The sequence below is a fragment of the Duganella levis genome (assembly GCF_009857605.1).
In the GTDB taxonomy this organism is placed as follows: Bacteria; Pseudomonadota; Gammaproteobacteria; order Burkholderiales; family Burkholderiaceae_D; genus Rugamonas; species Rugamonas levis.
This window is the reverse complement of record NZ_WWCT01000014.1, coordinates 138,767-154,731: the sequence shown is the minus strand read 5'-3', so window position 1 is coordinate 154,731 and position 15,965 is coordinate 138,767. Positions and strand designations below refer to the sequence as shown.

The 15,965-nt window shown below is 61.6% G+C and carries 13 protein-coding genes and 1 other RNA gene; 11 read left to right on the top strand and 3 right to left on the bottom strand.

All coding sequences use genetic code 11. From position 1 onward, the window contains the following. Nucleotides 1-94: 94 nt before the first annotated feature. Nucleotides 95-1,039, bottom strand: a complete 945-nt coding sequence (locus GTP69_RS17790; protein WP_161056113.1) for a MerR family transcriptional regulator — start codon at nucleotides 1,037-1,039, stop codon at nucleotides 95-97. Nucleotides 1,040-1,819: 780 nt separating this feature from the next. Here GTP69_RS17790 and GTP69_RS17785 point away from each other — a divergent pair. Beyond that, nucleotides 1,820-2,911, top strand: a complete 1,092-nt coding sequence (locus GTP69_RS17785) for a porin (protein ID WP_161056112.1) — start codon at nucleotides 1,820-1,822, stop codon at nucleotides 2,909-2,911. Nucleotides 2,912-2,983: 72 nt separating this feature from the next. After that, the gene (locus GTP69_RS17780) at nucleotides 2,984-3,517 is read left to right on the top strand and encodes a hypothetical protein (protein ID WP_202424466.1); all 534 of its coding nucleotides are present in this window, start codon (nucleotides 2,984-2,986) and stop codon (nucleotides 3,515-3,517) included. On the opposite strand, the gene GTP69_RS17775 is transcribed toward GTP69_RS17780, so the two are convergent. Beyond that, entirely contained in the window at nucleotides 3,512-5,227 is a 1,716-nt protein-coding gene (locus GTP69_RS17775) for a thiamine pyrophosphate-binding protein (RefSeq protein WP_161056111.1), read from the bottom strand. The genes GTP69_RS17780 and GTP69_RS17775 overlap by 6 nt on opposite strands. A 120-nt stretch (nucleotides 5,228-5,347) precedes the next feature. Here GTP69_RS17775 and rnpB point away from each other — a divergent pair. Together rnpB and glpK are read left to right on the top strand one after the other, a co-directional pair. After that, nucleotides 5,348-5,679: RNase P RNA component class A (rnpB, locus tag GTP69_RS17770), an RNA gene on the top strand. 18 nt (nucleotides 5,680-5,697) lie between these two features. After that, on the top strand, nucleotides 5,698-7,182 hold the full coding sequence (gene glpK / locus GTP69_RS17765; protein ID WP_161056110.1) for a glycerol kinase GlpK: 1,485 nt from the start codon (nucleotides 5,698-5,700) through the stop codon (nucleotides 7,180-7,182). A 1-nt stretch (nucleotide 7,183) separates the two neighbouring features. Here glpK and GTP69_RS17760 read toward each other — a convergent pair whose 3' ends face one another. Further along, nucleotides 7,184-7,966 (bottom strand): alpha/beta fold hydrolase, encoded by a 783-nt coding sequence (locus tag GTP69_RS17760; protein ID WP_161056109.1) that lies wholly within the window; start codon nucleotides 7,964-7,966, stop codon nucleotides 7,184-7,186. A gap of 110 nt (nucleotides 7,967-8,076) precedes the next feature. On the opposite strand from GTP69_RS17760, the gene GTP69_RS17755 reads away from it, so the two are divergent. The 7 genes from GTP69_RS17755 to GTP69_RS17725 all read left to right on the top strand — a co-directional run bounded on the left by GTP69_RS17755 (nucleotide 8,077) and on the right by GTP69_RS17725 (nucleotide 15,963). Continuing rightward, nucleotides 8,077-8,994, top strand: coding sequence for a LysR family transcriptional regulator (locus GTP69_RS17755; RefSeq protein ID WP_161056108.1), 918 nt, complete (start codon nucleotides 8,077-8,079; stop codon nucleotides 8,992-8,994). Between the two features lie 557 nt (nucleotides 8,995-9,551). Beyond that, entirely contained in the window at nucleotides 9,552-9,980 is a 429-nt protein-coding gene (mraZ, locus tag GTP69_RS17750) for a division/cell wall cluster transcriptional repressor MraZ (protein WP_110847277.1), read from the top strand. An 11-nt stretch (nucleotides 9,981-9,991) separates the two neighbouring features. Continuing rightward, nucleotides 9,992-10,954 (top strand): 16S rRNA (cytosine(1402)-N(4))-methyltransferase RsmH, encoded by a 963-nt coding sequence (rsmH, locus tag GTP69_RS17745; protein WP_161056107.1) that lies wholly within the window; start codon nucleotides 9,992-9,994, stop codon nucleotides 10,952-10,954. Then, nucleotides 10,951-11,226 (top strand): cell division protein FtsL, encoded by a 276-nt coding sequence (gene ftsL, locus GTP69_RS17740; protein ID WP_110847275.1) that lies wholly within the window; start codon nucleotides 10,951-10,953, stop codon nucleotides 11,224-11,226. The genes rsmH and ftsL overlap by 4 nt, the downstream gene beginning before the upstream one ends. After that, complete coding sequence (locus GTP69_RS17735; RefSeq protein ID WP_161056106.1) at nucleotides 11,223-12,998, top strand: peptidoglycan D,D-transpeptidase FtsI family protein; 1,776 nt, start codon at nucleotides 11,223-11,225, stop codon at nucleotides 12,996-12,998. Before ftsL ends, GTP69_RS17735 begins: the two co-directional genes overlap by 4 nt. Continuing rightward, complete coding sequence (locus tag GTP69_RS17730) at nucleotides 12,995-14,563, top strand: UDP-N-acetylmuramoyl-L-alanyl-D-glutamate--2,6-diaminopimelate ligase (RefSeq protein ID WP_161056105.1); 1,569 nt, start codon at nucleotides 12,995-12,997, stop codon at nucleotides 14,561-14,563. The genes GTP69_RS17735 and GTP69_RS17730 overlap by 4 nt, the downstream gene beginning before the upstream one ends. Then, nucleotides 14,563-15,963, top strand: coding sequence for a UDP-N-acetylmuramoyl-tripeptide--D-alanyl-D-alanine ligase (locus GTP69_RS17725; protein WP_161056104.1), 1,401 nt, complete (start codon nucleotides 14,563-14,565; stop codon nucleotides 15,961-15,963). The genes GTP69_RS17730 and GTP69_RS17725 overlap by 1 nt, the downstream gene beginning before the upstream one ends. The last annotated feature ends 2 nt before the right edge of the window (nucleotides 15,964-15,965 follow it).

Genomic DNA, 15,965 nt, shown 5'->3' with positions numbered 1-15,965 from the left:
TTGCCTATTTTACCAGAGCGCCACCCCACAAGGCCAAAGCACAGGGGGCTGACCCGTACGGGTCAGACCCCACGACGGATCGGAGTGCGGGGTACTAGCCAGCCGCCAAGATTGCGGTACGCGCGCGCCACTCGGCAATCGCCCCCGTCAGATCCGCCAGCTCAAACACCCGCACATACGGCGGCCGACGCTTTTTGAGCGCGGCATTGCCGCCACCCGCCCACAGGTCAGCGCAACCGGCCAGCCGGGTATGCAACTCAGCCAAGCCATCCAGCGCCTGGCGCGGATTCATCGCCACCGAGAACGACAACGCAATAATGTCCACCCGCTGCGCGCGCGCCGCTTCCACAATATCCAGCAGCGGCGTCTGCACGCCCAGCGAAATGCAATGCGCGCCCTCGGCCACGCACATGGCCTCGGCCATCAGCAGGCCGAGGCCATGACGCTCCTGCGGCAAGGTCGTCAGCAGAATGCGCGGCGTTCCCAGGTTGCCGGCGTTAGCCTGCGGCATGGCAAAGATCGCGCTGCGCATCACCACCGTCAGCGACTCTGTATATAAGTGTTCTTCAAACGTGGCCAGCTGGCCGCTGGCCCAGGCTTCGCCGATCAGCGTGGTCAGCGGCGCCACCAGCCCGATCACGAAACTCTTCAGTCCCATCATCAGCAACGCCTGCGACAGCCTGCGGCGCAGCTCTTCCATCTGATGGCTTTTGCATAAAGCCAGATAGCTTTGCAGTTCCGGCGGCGCCGGCGGCGTGTCGCCCTGGCCGCTGGCCTTGCCGGTCAGCGCTTGCAGCTCGTCAGTACTGTATTGAATCACCTTGCCAGGGCGGAAGCCCAGGTCGAGCAGGCGCTTGACCAGACGCAGCTTATGGACTTGTTCGATGGGATAGACCCGCTCGCCATTGGGGTCGCGCAGCGGTTGCGGGAAGTCGTAGCGGCGTTCCCAGACGCGCAGGGTTTCCTTGGCGACGCCAGTATCGCGTTCGACGTCGCTGATGCTGCTAGGAACGAGTTGTGGGGGTACTTTATTAGTCATCAGATATAAACAGGCTGCACGGGGGCGGGGTGCGCTCTGGCATTTTACCTGCGTTTTTGACGACGGCGGGCGGCAAAATTGCCAGTAAGTGAATCCATTTCATGCACCAAAACTGTGCGTTGGTGCAAAAAACTGCACCGATATGTCTCCTGAATACAACAGGTAGCAATTTCTTACAATTCGGTAACGTCATGCAACTTCCTGCGCTTTTTACAAAATTTACTACACAAATAAAGCTGTAATACTAGGAGCAAAGTTGGTTTGTGGCCTATTTTGCTTGAGAAAATCACCGAACAAAGTCAGGGATTGTTAGCTTATTACCATTTGGTAGAGAGGAGTGCGCAGGGGGTTCAGTATAAAATAGCGTCAGAAATAGCAATCTGGCTATTTTTACTTGGTCCGACGAAGAAGTGGTACACACCGTGTTCATCGTGCGGAAAGCCTGGCCTGTTTCGCTTGATCGGCAGGAAATATTGCGATGCGGTAAAATGCCGCTGCTTTGAAAAACAGACAAGTATGCAGACGATTCAGTATGAATGGTTTTACACTTGTTGAAGTTTCTTGGCATCAGTATAGTGCCGCCTCCGGCGCCCCATGAGGGCGCTGCGATAATAGCCGGCGTAGATTGATCGGCCGCAAGTGAACGTGTCCCATGATTGGGATACACAGTGGCAGCTGGGGAGTTTGCCCTCACGCACACAACGGCACAAAGCCGTGAAGCACCGAACACGCCGCACTACTGGCTTATTTTTACAGCAACACAACTGAAGGAAACACGTAATGAAAAAATCCCTTATCGCTATCGCCGTACTGGCAGCAACCAGCTCCGCAGCATTCGCTCAGTCGAACGTCACCATCTACGGCATCCTGGATGCTGGCATCACCTCCGAACGTGGCGGCGCCCAAGGCAATGTCGCTAAAGTGACCAGCGGCGCAGCTTCGGCATCGCGTATCGGCTTCAAAGGTACTGAAGATCTGGGCGGCGGTCTGAGCGCTATCTTCAAACTGGAAACCGGCGTTAAAGTTGACGACGGCACCCTGGACAACACCACCAGCACCCTGTTCAATCGTGAAGCCTATGTTGGCCTGTCGTCGAAAACCGCTGGCTCGCTGACCCTGGGTCGTCAGTACACTCCGTACTACGAAACCCTGCGCGACGTTGGTGATCCATTCGCAATGGGCTACGCTGGTACCGCTAAGAACTTGTTCCCAGTTGCTAGCTACATGACCCGCAACTCGAACGCTGTTGTGTACAAAACCCCTAACCTGAACGGCTTCACCGGCTCGGTATCGTACAGCCTGGGCGAAACCCAAGGCGACGCATCGGCTGCTCGTCAAGTTGGCGGCTCGCTGGGTTACAACAACGGTCCTCTGAACGTTGCTGTTGCTTACAACATGAAAAACAACGACACCCAAGCTGTGAAAACCGCTGGTGTTGGCCACAACGCTCTGATCGCTGCTAACTACGACTTCAAAGTTGTAAAAATCTTCGGCGCTTTCTCGAAAGACAAAGGCCAAGGTTCGGCACCAATCAACGGCGCAGCTAGCGCAACCGCAACCACCAACGCGTTCGGTTACACCTTCGCTCAAACCGCTGACAGCCAAGACGCTCTGATCGGTCTGACCGCTCCAGTGTCGGAAGCCGGCACCGTGATGGCTTCGTACATCCGTAAAAACGACAAAGAGTCGTTCAACCGTGACGCAGACCAGTGGGCAATCGGTTACAACTACGCTCTGTCGAAACGCACCAGCACCTACGTTGCTTTCGCTAAAATCAAAAACAAAAACGGCGCAGGCTACACCGTTGGTAACAACACCGAAGCCGGTACCGGTGACAAGGCCTTCAACTTGGGTCTGAAACACTCGTTCTAATCTGATTATTCAGGTTTAGACTCAACAACGGCTGCCTTGTGCAGCCGTTGTTCATTTCCGAAAGCGATAAGAATGACACGACGTGCCCTGTTTGCCGGCGCCATCCTGCTGGCCTCCTGCGCCGTGCTGGCCGCACCCAAGACAACCAAAAAGCCCGGCATGCTGCCGCGCTACGGCATGCTGGTGTTTTCCGATTTATGCATCCACGCCGACAGCGGCGAATTCGGCGGCCAGCGCATCACGCTGCAGCGCTTTGCCGAAGTGGACACGATTTTGTATGAATATACCGCCGGCGGCCTGAGCTGGCCGGTGGTGGCCAGCGACGTGACCATCGATCCGCGTGGCCAGCAGCTGTACTTCACCGTGCGTCCGCCGGACGAAGACGAGCGCACCATCAGCGGCAAGCTGGCCGACGGCGGCAGGACGCTGGTGCTGGATGGCGGCTATTGCGGCGACGAGGCGGTGCCGATGCGGCTGCCGCTGGTGACGGACTTCGGCCGCAAGGCTGGCGTGTGCCGTGCCTGCCCTGTGCCCAAGCCGCAGAAGGAAAAAGAAGAAGACAAGCCGCTGCTGGACAGCGGCTCCACCACTACCGCCGGCTTATGATTGAGCCGATTTGGCGGCCTGCGCTGCCGCCGCCTGCTCGCGGATGGTCTCCAGCGTGGCGCCCGGCGTGATCAGGTTGCCGTCGTAGCGCAGCTCGATCAGCGCCGGCAGGTTGTGCTCGCGCGTATGCGCCAGTGCGCGTTCCAGCGCCGGTGCGAATTCCTCGGTCTTCGTCACCACTTCACCCGTGCCGCCATAGGCCACCGACAGCGCGGCGAAGTCCGGATTGTGCAGTGTGGTGCCCGACACGCGGCCCGGATACTCGCGTTCCTGGTGCATGCGGATGGTGCCGAACATGGCGTTGTTGAACACGATGATGATCACGCCGGCCTGATACTGCACCGCCGTCGCCAGCTCCTGGCCGTTCATCATGTATTCGCCGTCACCGGCAAAGGTGATCACCGTGCGGGATGGATCGATGATCTTGGCCGCCACGCCGGCCGGCACGCTGTAGCCCATGGCGCCGCTGGTCGGCGCCAGCTGCGTGCGCATGCCGCCGTAGCTATGGAAGCGGTGCGCCCAGGTGGCGTAATTGCCGGCGCCGTTGGTGATGATGGTGTCATGCGGCGCCAGCTGGTCGATCTGCTGCACCACTTGCCACAGATCCAGCGGCGCCTTGCCGTCCTTGAAGATGGCCGGCTGCTGCTGCCACGCTTTCAGCTCGGCGCGCGCTTCGGCCGCCGTGTGCTGCCACGCGCCGGCGTCGACCGGCTGCATGGCCGCCAGCATCGCCGCCATCTGCGGCATGCCGCTGTTGATCATCACTTCCGCCTGGTAGACGCTGCCCAATTCCTCGGCATCCGCATGCACGTGGATCAGGCGCTGGGTTGGCACCGGCGCTTGCAGCAGGGCGTAGCCGCTGGTGGTCATCTCGCCCAGGCGCGGGCCGATGGCGAGGATGACGTCGGCCTCGCGCACGCGCGCCGCCAGCTTGGGGTTGATGCCGATGCCGACATCGCCGATGTACTGCGGGTGCTCATTGTCCAGCAGATCCTGGAAGCGGAAGGCGCAGCTGACCGGCAGCTGATTGGCTTCGGCAAAGCGCTGGATGTCGGCACAGGCTTGCTCGTTCCAGCCGCCACCGCCCAACAGCAGCAGCGGTTTTTTAGCGCCGGCCAGCAGGCCGCGCACGGTGTCGATCTGCGCGGCGGACGGCGAGGCCTGCACCGGCTGGTAGCAGCGGGTGTCGGCCACGCTGGCCTTGGTGGTCAGCATATCCTCCGGCAGCGCCAGCACCACCGGGCCGGGACGGCCGCTGGTGGCGATCTGGAAGGCGCGCGCGATGTATTCCGGCATGCGGTCGGCGCGGTCGATCTGTGTCACCCATTTGGCCATCTGGCCGTACATGCGGCGGTAGTCGATTTCCTGGAAGGCTTCGCGGTCGATGAAGTCGCTGCCGACCTGGCCGATGAACAAAATCATCGGCGTCGAATCCTGGAATGCCGTGTGCACGCCGATCGAAGCATTGGTGGCGCCGGGGCCGCGGGTGACGAAGCAGATGCCTGGCTTGCCGGTCATCTTGCCGTAGGCGTCGGCCATGAAGGCGGCGCCGCCTTCCTGACGGTTGATGATGAAGCGGATGTCGGAATCGTGCAGGGCGTCGAGCACGTCCAGGTAGCTTTCTCCGGGTACGCCGAAAGCGGTGTCCACGCCGTGGATCTTCAGGGCGTCGACCAGGATCTGGCCGCCGGTGCGGGATGGTTGCGTCATTGTGGTGAGCCTTTTGCGGTGAAGGTATCACGGCATTCTACGGCGGCGCCGGACGCGCTGCTTTGGCAATGGCGACACCAAATTTCAGATTTGGAGGCGCGGACTGGTACAATAGCGCCCGAAGCAAGCCAGACAGCCGCTGGTCAGCGTGTAATGCCTGACGGGAGGAAGGTCCGGACTCCATAGAGCGGGGTGACGGTTAACGGCCGTCCGCTGAAAGCCGCAAGGTATAAGGCGAGGAATAGGGCCACAGAGACGAGCGTATTAAGTTACGGTGAAACGCGGTAACCTCCACCTGGTGCAATTCCAAATAGGCACGCGATGATGCTGCTCGCGGAGCGTGCGGGTAGGAAGCTTGAGCGCTGGAGTAATCCAGCGCCTAGAGGAATGGCTGTCATAGCGCAGGTTCGCCTGCGCCGTAACAAAATCCGGCCTATCGGCTTGCTTCAACTAACAACCATTTTTTCGCGATGAAAAAATACATTCTTGCCCTGGACCAGGGTACGACCAGTTCGCGCGCCATCCTGTTTGACCACCAGGGCCAGATTTGTGGCAGCGCGGCGCAGGAATTTCCTCAGCATTTCCCCCATCCCGGCTGGGTCGAGCACGACCCGCATGACATCTGGCTGAGCCAGCTGGCGGTCGCCCGCAAGGTGCTGGCCGATCACCATGTCAATGCTCACGACGTGCTGGCCATCGGCGTCACCAACCAGCGCGAGACCACCGTGGTGTGGGACCGCAAGACCGGCGAGCCGATCGCTCCGGCCATCGTCTGGCAGGACCGCCGCACGGCCGATATCTGCGACGCCTTGCGCGCCGACGGCAAGGCCAAAAAAATCACCGATATCTCCGGGCTGGAACTGGATGCCTACTTCTCCGCCACCAAGCTGAAGTGGCTGCTGGATCACGTGCCGGGCGCGCGCGAAAAGGCGCAGCAGGGCGGGCTGGCGTTCGGCACCGTCGACAGCTGGCTGGTGTACAAGCTGACCGGCCAGCATGTGACTGACGTCAGCAATGCGTCGCGCACCATGCTGTTCAACATCCATTTGATGCGCTGGGATTACGACCTGCTGCATTTGTTCGATATTCCGGAGCAGGTGCTGCCGCAGATCGTCTCGTCCAGCGAAGAAGTGGGCAACACGCATGCCAATCTGTTCGGCGCGCCGATACCGGTGGCCGGCATCGCCGGCGACCAGCAGGCGGCCACGTTCGGCCAGGCGTGCCATCAGCCGGGCATGGTCAAGAATACCTATGGCACCGGCTGCTTCATGCTGATGCATCTGGGGCGCCATCCGGTGGTCTCGCATAACCGTTTGCTGACCACGGTAGGCTGGCGCGTCGATGGCGCGACTGATTATCTGCTGGAAGGCAGCGTCTTCATGGGCGGCGCCACGGTGCAGTGGCTGCGTGACGGACTCGGCATCATCAAATCGTCGGCCGAGGTCGAGGCGCTGGCGGCCAGCGTGCCGGACAGCGACGGCGTGTTCATGGTGCCGGCTTTCGTCGGCCTTGGCGCGCCGCACTGGGATGCTTACGCGCGTGGCGCGCTGTTTGGCTTGAGTCGTGGCAGCACGCGTGCCCACATCGCCCGCGCCGCGCTGGAAGCCATCGCCTACCAGAGCGCCGAGCTGATGGCGGCGATGCAAAAAGACGCGGCGCTGCCGCTGACCGAAGTGCGCGCCGACGGCGGCGCGGCCCGCAACGACCTGCTGATGCAATTTCAGGCCGACTTGCTGGGCGTGCAGGTGGTGCGGCCGAAAGTGACCGAAACCACCGCCCTCGGCGCCGCCTATCTGGCCGGCCTGGCGGTCGGCTTCTGGGAAACGCAGGAAGAAATCGCTGCTCAATGGATTTGCGAACGCCGCTTCGAGCCGGCGATGAGCGGCGACCGCCGCGCCGAATTGCTGGCTAAATGGTCGCGCGCCGTCGAGCGTTCCAAAGATTGGGAAAACTGAATTAGCCCAGCGAGACGACGAAGTTGTCGATCGCTTCGGCCACGCCCTGCGGCGATTCCAGCGGCGACAGGTGGCCGGTGCCTGGCAGCACGCGCAGCGTCGCCTGCGGAATGCGCGACAGCACTTCCGCCTGTAATACTTCTACCGGATCCACCTTATCCAGTTCCCCGGCAATGACGATGGTCGGCACGGCGATCTTCTGTACCTCATCGCTGATGTCCTTGCGGCTCGTGTAATTGGGCCACGCAACGCGCGCTTGCGGCGCGCCGCGCAGGCTGTCGCTGATCACTTGTTCACGCTGGACGGCGCTGAGCGGCTTGGCGGTCAGCATATGGTCGATGCTCATGCCTACCGACTCGGGCGAGTTGTAGGCGCTTTCCATTGCGGCGCGTGCTTCCGGCGGCAGCGCCAGCGGCGTCGGCGGCGCAGTCGCGACCAGCACCAATCCCACCAATCCTTGCGGCTGGCGCGACGCCAGCAACTGGGCGATCTTGCCGCCCATGGAGTGGCCGACCAGCACGTACTGCTTCAGCGCCAGTGCGGCAATCAGGTGCTCGATGTCGGACGCGAAGTCGGTCAGGGCGTAGGCATTGTTCTCTGCCGCGTCGGAATCGCCCCAGCCGCGCAGGTCGGGCGCTATGGTGTGACGGCCGGCGGGCAGGGCGTCGATCACCGCCTGCCAGGTGCGCGACGAGCCGCCCCAGTAGTGCAGGAAGACCAGTGCGGGCCCTTTGCCGCTTTGTTCGCTGACGTGGAGGCGGATGTTGTTGACGGTCATATGCATGGCGATACTCCTTATGGATAACTGGCCTCCATTGTAGATTCGTGCAAATGACGTGATAATCCATCTATCGTTATCATAAATCGATCGTAATATGATCGAATGGAGCCGCCGTGGACCGTTTTGCCTGTATCTCCGTGTTTGTGGCGGCAGTGGAAGAGGGGAGCCTGGTGGCTGCCGGGCGCAAGTTCGGCCTGTCGGCGTCGATGGCAGGCAAATACCTTGGCGGCCTGGAGGCTGAGCTGGGCGTGCGCCTGCTCCAGCGCAGCACACGCAGCCTGAGCATCACCGAGGCCGGGCAGGCCTACTACGCGCGCTGCAAACGCATCCTGGAAGAGTTTGAAGAGGCCAACCAGGAGGCCAGCGACAACGCCGCCACCCTGCGCGGCCGGCTGCGCATCGCTGCTCCGGTCAGCTTCGGCGCCTTGCACATGGGCGACCTGGTAGCGGGCTTTCTTGCCGAGCACGATCAGGTGACGGCTGAAGTGATCCTGGACGACCATTACACCGACCTGCACACTGCCGGCATCGACGTCGCCATCCGTATCGGCCGCCTGCCGGACTCCGGGCTGGTGGCGCGCCGCCTGGCGCCGTGCCGCATGGTGTTCTGCGCTGCGCCATCCTGGCTGGCGCTGCATGGCACGCCGCAAACCCCGGCCGATCTGCGCGATGCGCCGCGCCTGGCTTTCAGCGGCGCGGTCACCGCCGGCGACTGGAGCATCACCGACGCCGCCCGGCAGGTGCACGCCATCGCCGGGCCGCTGCGCGCGCAAGCCAATAATATGCAGCTGCTGCTGTCGATGGCCGTCGCCGGCCTGGGCATCGCCTACGGCCCGACGTTCGCATTCGGTCCCGCCATAGCCGAGGGCCGGCTGGTGCAACTGCTGCCCGGCTGCGTGGCCGAAGAACTGGTGGTGCAGGCGATTTATCCGAGCGCCCGTCACTTGCCGTCCAAGGTGCGCAGTTTTGTCGATTACCTGGCCGGCGCCTTTGCCGGCGATCCTGTTTGGGACGATTTTCAGCGCGTATAATAGCGTTGATGCGCTGCAAAATTTGTATAGACAAGTTGTGCTGTCGCTGTTGCCATGAAGTAAAGTTGAGTTAGTTGCGTGTGTTTTGTGAAGGTTCCCTCATTCCGCGTGAGCGCGCTGTTGATGCGCTTCTCGTCTCTATCCCGCGTATTTTCCCTGCCCATTCCCTCGTTGTCTATTTGCTACTGCAATGTTGGTGGTTTGCAACTTTATGCATTTAGATCACTATTTTTAATCGCATAATTTTTGGGCAAAACACATGGGTATAGATGAGGTGTCACCTTCACAACCTGACATAAGTACTTAATTTATTGAACTATTTTGTTTCTAGCTGGCTTCAAGGAATCGCGCTAAGTCCTTAATTTCATTACTAAAATCGCTGTTTCGATTGGCTGAAAGCGCTTGACCACTATTCTTGCATCCTCTAAAGTGGGCATCTGTGTGAAAAAGTGTCTTTTTGTGGGAAATTTTGCCTGACTTAGCGGACAGGGGAGATGAAATACGAATTGTCATAGTTTCATGCTCCGCTAACCATACTGAGGTCAAAAGGTAATCACGTGTTTCAAGGCGCGTCCGCAATCAATCTCGATGCCAAAGGCAGGATGTCCATCCCTGCCAAGCACCGTGACGCGCTGTCGATCCAGTGTGAAGGCCGCCTCACCCTGACGCGCCATCCTGACGGCTGCGTCATGCTGTTCCCCCGTCCTGTGTGGGAACAACACCGTCAACAGATCTCCGCCTGGCCCCTGCAAGCGCGCGCCTGGCAACGCATTTTCCTCGGTTACGCCACCGACGTGGAAATGGACACCGCCGGCCGCATCCTCATTTCGCCCGAACTCCGCGCCGCCGTCGGCCTGGACAAAGAGGTGATGATGATGGGCATGGGCTCCCACTTCGAGATCTGGGACGCCGCCAAAATGGCGGAAAAAGAGCAGCAGGCCCTGGAGGCCGGCACCCCTGATGTACTTGCCAATTTCTCCTTCTAAGGCCCCATTTCATGACCACGACAACGGTGCCTGAATTCCAGCATCGCACGGTGCTGCTAGACGAAGCAGTCGATGCGCTGGCGCTGGCCGGCGCGCGCGCCGACGGCGTGTTCGTCGACGGCACCTTCGGCCGCGGCGGCCACTCGCGTTTGATCTTGTCCAAACTGGGCGCCAAGGCGCGCCTGGTAGCGTTCGACAAAGACCCGCAGGCCATCGCCACCGCCGAACAAATCAACGACCCGCGCTTCACCATCGTCCACGACAGCTTTGCCACCATGCGCGAGTCGCTGGCGGCCAACGGCGTGGACCAGGTGGACGGTATTCTGCTCGACCTGGGCATCTCGTCGCCGCAGGTGGACGACGCCGCGCGCGGCTTCAGTTTCCGCAACGACGGCCCGCTCGACATGCGCATGGACACCACGCGCGGTATGTCGGCGGCGGAGTGGCTCGCCACTGAAAACGAACAGACACTGGAAAAGGTGATAAAGGAATATGGGGAAGAACGGTTTGCTTTTCAGATTGCAAAGGCGATTGTTGCTCGCAGGGCAGTCGAGCCAATTTCAACCACACGACAGCTTGCCGGCATCGTGGCAGGCGCGGTCAAGACTCGGGAAAAGGGCAAGGATCCGGCAACCCGCACATTTCAAGCTATCCGGATTTTCATCAATAAAGAGCTTGAAGACCTTGAAGTCGGTCTGACACACGCTTATGACAGCCTGGCGCCGGGCGGGATTATCGCCATCATCAGCTTCCACTCGCTGGAAGACCGCATGGTGAAGCGCTTCTTCGCGTCCAAGGCCAATGTCGAGCAGCCTGACCGCCGCCTGCCGATCCGCGCAGTGGACCTGCCGCAGCCGGAACTCAAGCTGCTGGCCAAGATCAAACCGTCCGATGAGGAAGTCGACGCCAATCCGCGCGCCCGTTCGGCGGTGATGCGCGTGGCGCGTCGCCTGCCTATCCCGGAGGGCGCATGAGCGGCAAGATCAACCTGGTGTTGACGGCGTTGCTGGTCGCGTGCGGCCTGTCGCTGGTCAACGCGCAGTACCAGGCGCGTCATCTATTCATCGAGCTGGAACGCGCGCAGACGCAAGCGCGCCAGCTGGACATCGAGTGGGCCCAGTTCCAGCTGGACCAGTCGACGCTGGGCAAGCACGCGCGCATTGAAGAAATCGCGCGCCGCGATCTGAACATGACGCAGCTGACTGCCGCGCGCACCCAATACCTGACGCCGGAGCCAGCAAAATGAGCCGCTCCAACAATGTGAACACCTCCCGCGTGGCCGCCTCCAAAGGCGTGGCCTTCTCCAAGAGCCCAGTGCTGGCAGTCCGTCTGCCAACCTGGCGTTCGCGCGTGGTGCTGTTCGTATTGTTCGCCGCCTTCGTGGCGCTGGCCGTGCGCGCGCTGTGGTTGCAGGGCGTGTCGACCCAGTTCCTGCAAAAGCAGGGCGCCAGCCGCTATATGCATACGCTGGAACTGCCGGCCACGCGCGGCAAGATCACTGACCGCGACGGCCAGGTGCTGGCGTCGTCGGTGCCGGTCAAGGCCATCTGGGCGATCCCGGAAGACGTGCAGGAAGCGCCGCCGGCCAAGCTGAAACAGCTGGCCAAATTGCTCGACATGACCGATGCCGAGCTGCAGAAAAAACTCGACTCGGACCGCAGCTTCGTCTACCTGAAACGCCAGGTGGAGCAGGACGTGTCCGACCAGATCGCGAAGCTGGATATCGACGGCATCCAGACCCGCAAGGAATACAAGCGCTTCTACCCGCAGGGCGAAGTGACCACCCACGTGGTGGGCTTTACCAACGTGGAAGACCAGGGCCAGGAATCGATGGAACTGGCGCAGCAGAAAACCCTGCAAGGCATGACCGGCAGCCGCCGCGTGATCAAGGACCGCCTGGGCCACATCGTTGAAGATATCGAGTCGGTGCGCGAACCGCACGACGGCAAGGACTTGACGCTGTCGATCGACAGCAAGATCCAGTACATCGCTTTCACGCAGGTGAAAGACGCGGTGGAGAAGTTCCACGCCAAGGCCGGTGCGGCCGTGGTGCTGGACGTGCACACCGGTGAAGTGCTGGCGCTGGCCAACTGGCCAACCTACAACCCGAACGACCGCTCCAAGCTCACCGGCGAACAGCTGCGTAACCGCGTGATGACCGACACCTTCGAGCCGGGATCGTCGCTGAAGCCTTTCACCGTGGGCCTGGCGCTGGACGAGAAGCGCATCACGCCGCACACCATGTTCGACACCGGCGCCGGTTCGGCGCTGATCGGCGGCCATATCATTCACGATACGCACCCGCACTACCTGATCGACGTGCAGACCATTATCCAGAAGTCGTCCAACATCGGCACTTCGAAGATCGCGCTGGGCATGCCGGCGCAGGATATGTGGGAGATGTTCACCAAGGTTGGTTTCGGCCAGCAGCCGAAGTGGGGCTTCCCCGGTGCTGTGGCGGGCCGCGTGCGTCCGTATAAATCGTGGCGCACGGTGGAGCAGGCCAATATGAGCTTCGGCCAGGGTATCTCGGTGTCGCTGATCCAGCTGGCGCGCGCCTACATGATCTTCGCCCGCGATGGCGACATCATTCCGCTGTCATTCCAGAAAGTGACCGAGGCGCCGCATGGTACGCCGGTGGTCAGCCCGAAGACCGCAGCTGAAATGCGCGAAATGCTGGAAATGGTGACGCAGCCGGGCGGCTCCGCCGTCAAGGCGCAAGTGCCGGGCTATCGCGTCGGCGGCAAGACCGGTACCGCGCAGAAGGTGTTCAACGGCCGCTACTCGCAAACCAAATATATCGGTAACTTCATCGGCATGGCGCCGATGTCGAACCCACGCTTCATCATCGCCGTCATGATCGACGAACCGGGTGGTCCGGTGCACGTCGGCGGTGACGTTGCCGGTCCAATTTTCTCCGCACTGGCGGCCCAGGCGCTGCGCGCCAAGAACGTGGCGCCGGACTCGGACCTGACCCATATCATCATTCCTGAATCTGCAGCACAGGGGAACATGTGACGACTTCTACTTTCGACCCATTGGCTATTGCAGCCGCAATCCGCAAGCTGGCGCCAAGCGCGCAGCTGGCGTCGGATTCGCGTCGCATCAAGCTGGGCGATGTGTTCTTTGCGTTTGCGCCGGTCGCGGGCGACGCCGCCGATGGCCGCAGCTTTATTGACGGCGCCATCGAACAGGGCGCGGCGCTGATCGTGCTTGATCCGGCCGGCTTTACGTGGAACGACAAGTGGAGCGTTCCGTACCTGACGGTCGAGGACCTGAAGAAGAACGCCGGCGTCATCGCGCAAGCATTCTATGCGCAGCCGGATGCCGGCATATTTACCGTGGCCGTCACAGGCACCAACGGCAAGACTTCCAGCGCCGTGTGGCTGGGCCAGGCCCTGTCGCGCGGCGGCGAACCGGCTGCCGTCATCGGCACGCTGGGCGTGGGCTTGTTCCGTCCGCGCGGCGAAGTGGAATATGACGTCACCGGCTACACCACGCCGGATGCGGTGCTGCTGGCGCGTTCGCTGGCGGACCTGCGCGACAAAGGCGCGACCTCGCTGGCGATTGAAGCTTCGTCCATCGGCCTGGAACAGGGCCGTCTGTCGGGCATGCGCTTCGACGTGGCGCTGTTCACCAACCTGACGCGCGACCACCTGGACTACCACGGCACCATGGAAGCCTACGAGGCAGCCAAGCTCAAACTGTTCCAGTGGCCTAGCCTGAAAACCGCCGTCGTCAATCTGGACGATGCGGCCGGTGTGCGCATCATCGATCACCTGAAAGCGCAAGCCGCGCCGCTGGCCGGCGAGATTCCGCTGATCGGCTACACGCTGCACGACAGCACCGCGCGTCCGGACATCGACGGCGTGCTGATGCTGCGCGCCAGCCAGCTGCGCGCAGGCCGCAGCGGCGGCACCGAATTCCATCTGGAGTGCGCGCTGGGTGTAGCGCAAGTGCGCACGCATCTGGTGGGCGGCTTCAATATCAGCAACGCGCTGGGCGTGATGGGCGCGATGCTGGCAAAAGGCCTGGGCCTGCGTGCCGCCATCGAAGCGGTGGAAGCGCTGGAACCGGCGCCAGGCCGCATGCAGCAAGTGGGCGGCCACGAAGCACCGCTGATCGTCATCGACTACGCGCACACGCCGGACGCGCTGGAGAAAACCCTGGCCGCGCTGCGTCCCGTGGCCACCGACCGTGGCGGCCAGCTGTGGTGCGTGTTCGGCTGCGGCGGCGACCGCGATCCGGGCAAGCGTCCGCAGATGGGCAAGCTGGCGCAGGCGGCCGACCACGTGCTGGTTACCAGCGACAATCCGCGCAGCGAAGATCCGCATTCGATTATCGAACAGATTTTGGCTGGCATGGACCAGAACAATCCGGCGTCGACGGTGCAGGCGCTGGACGACCGCGCCGCCGCCATCCTGTCGGCAGTCAAGCATGCGGCCAAGCCGGATGTGATCCTGCTGGCCGGTAAAGGCCATGAGCCGTACCAGGAAATCAAAGGCAAGAAGCTGCCATTCTCCGACGCCGATCACGCGCAACTGGCGCTGTCGGCCCGCTTAACCATGATGAGGACGAATTAATGCGTGCAGCACTCGCACAAATTCTGCCTTCCCTGACCGGCGCCCGTTTAGTGGGTGACGGCGAAGTTGTATTCAACGGCGTCTCCACCGACAGCCGTAGTGTCATCGCAGCCAATCTGTTCGTCGCCCTGCGCGGCGAAGTGTTCGACGCCCACAGCTTCCTGCCGCAGGCAGCGGAGAAGGGCGTCGCCGCCGTCATCGTCGAAGAACTGCCGGAAGGCTTTACGCTGCCGGCCATCGTGGTACCGAATACATTGGTGGCGCTGGGCCAGATCGCCAACTACTGGCGCAAGCAGTTCACCATGCCGGTCATCGGCGTCACCGGCAGCAATGGCAAGACCACGGTCAAGGAAATGATCTCCGCGATCCTGGCCGCCGCTCACGGTGAAGAAGGCCGCCTGGCCACGCGCGGCAACCTGAATAACGAAATCGGCGTGCCACTGACGCTGTTCCGCATGGAAGCCAGCCAGCAGTCGGCCGTGATCGAGATGGGCATGAACCATCCGGGCGAAATCGGCCGTCTGGCCGCCATCGCCGGCGCCAACATCGCCATGGTCAACAACGCCCAGCGCGAACACCAGGAATTCATGCACACCGTAGAAGCAGTCGCGCGCGAAAACGGCGCCGTGCTGGCCGCGCTGCCGAAGGATGGCGTCGCGGTATTCCCGCATGGCGACGAGTTCACGCCGGTATGGGAAGAACTGTCGGCCGGCCGCCGCATGCTGCGCTTCGGCCTGACCAAGGATGCAGAAGTCAGCTGCACTTTCCGCGCCGACGATTTCGCCAGCGAGATGTTCGTCACCATCTGCGAAAGCGAAGCCGATACGCAGCAGTTCTTCGTTCGCCTGCAAGCGGCCGGTGAACACAATGTGCGCAATGCACTGGCTGCGGTGGCGTGCACTTACGCCGCCGGCATCGCGCTGGAAAAGATCAAGCTGGGACTCGATACCTTTGCGCCGGTCAGCGGCCGCCTGCAGAAGAAGCAGGCCGCCAACGGCGCGGTGGTCATCGATGACACCTACAACGCCAATCCGGATTCGGTGCGCGCCGCCATCGACGTGCTGTCGAAAGCCGCCGCGCCGCGCGTCCTGGTGCTGGGCGATATGGGCGAAGTCGGCACGCAGGGCCGCGAGTTCCACGAAGAAGTCGGCGCGTACGCGCAAACAAAAGGCATCGAGACGGTGCTGGTTACAGGCGAACTGGCTGCGCACATGATTTGCACTGCAAATCAGGCGACCAAGCTTCGTCATTTTGAAAACTTTGGCGATTTGCTGGCTGCTGTCGAAGCAGCGGTATCGCCTGATGCAACTGTATTAATCAAGGGCTCCCGTTTCATGAAAATGGAGCGGGTCGTGCAGCATTTGATTGGGTCGCAACAAGCTAACAAGGAAAGTCACTAATC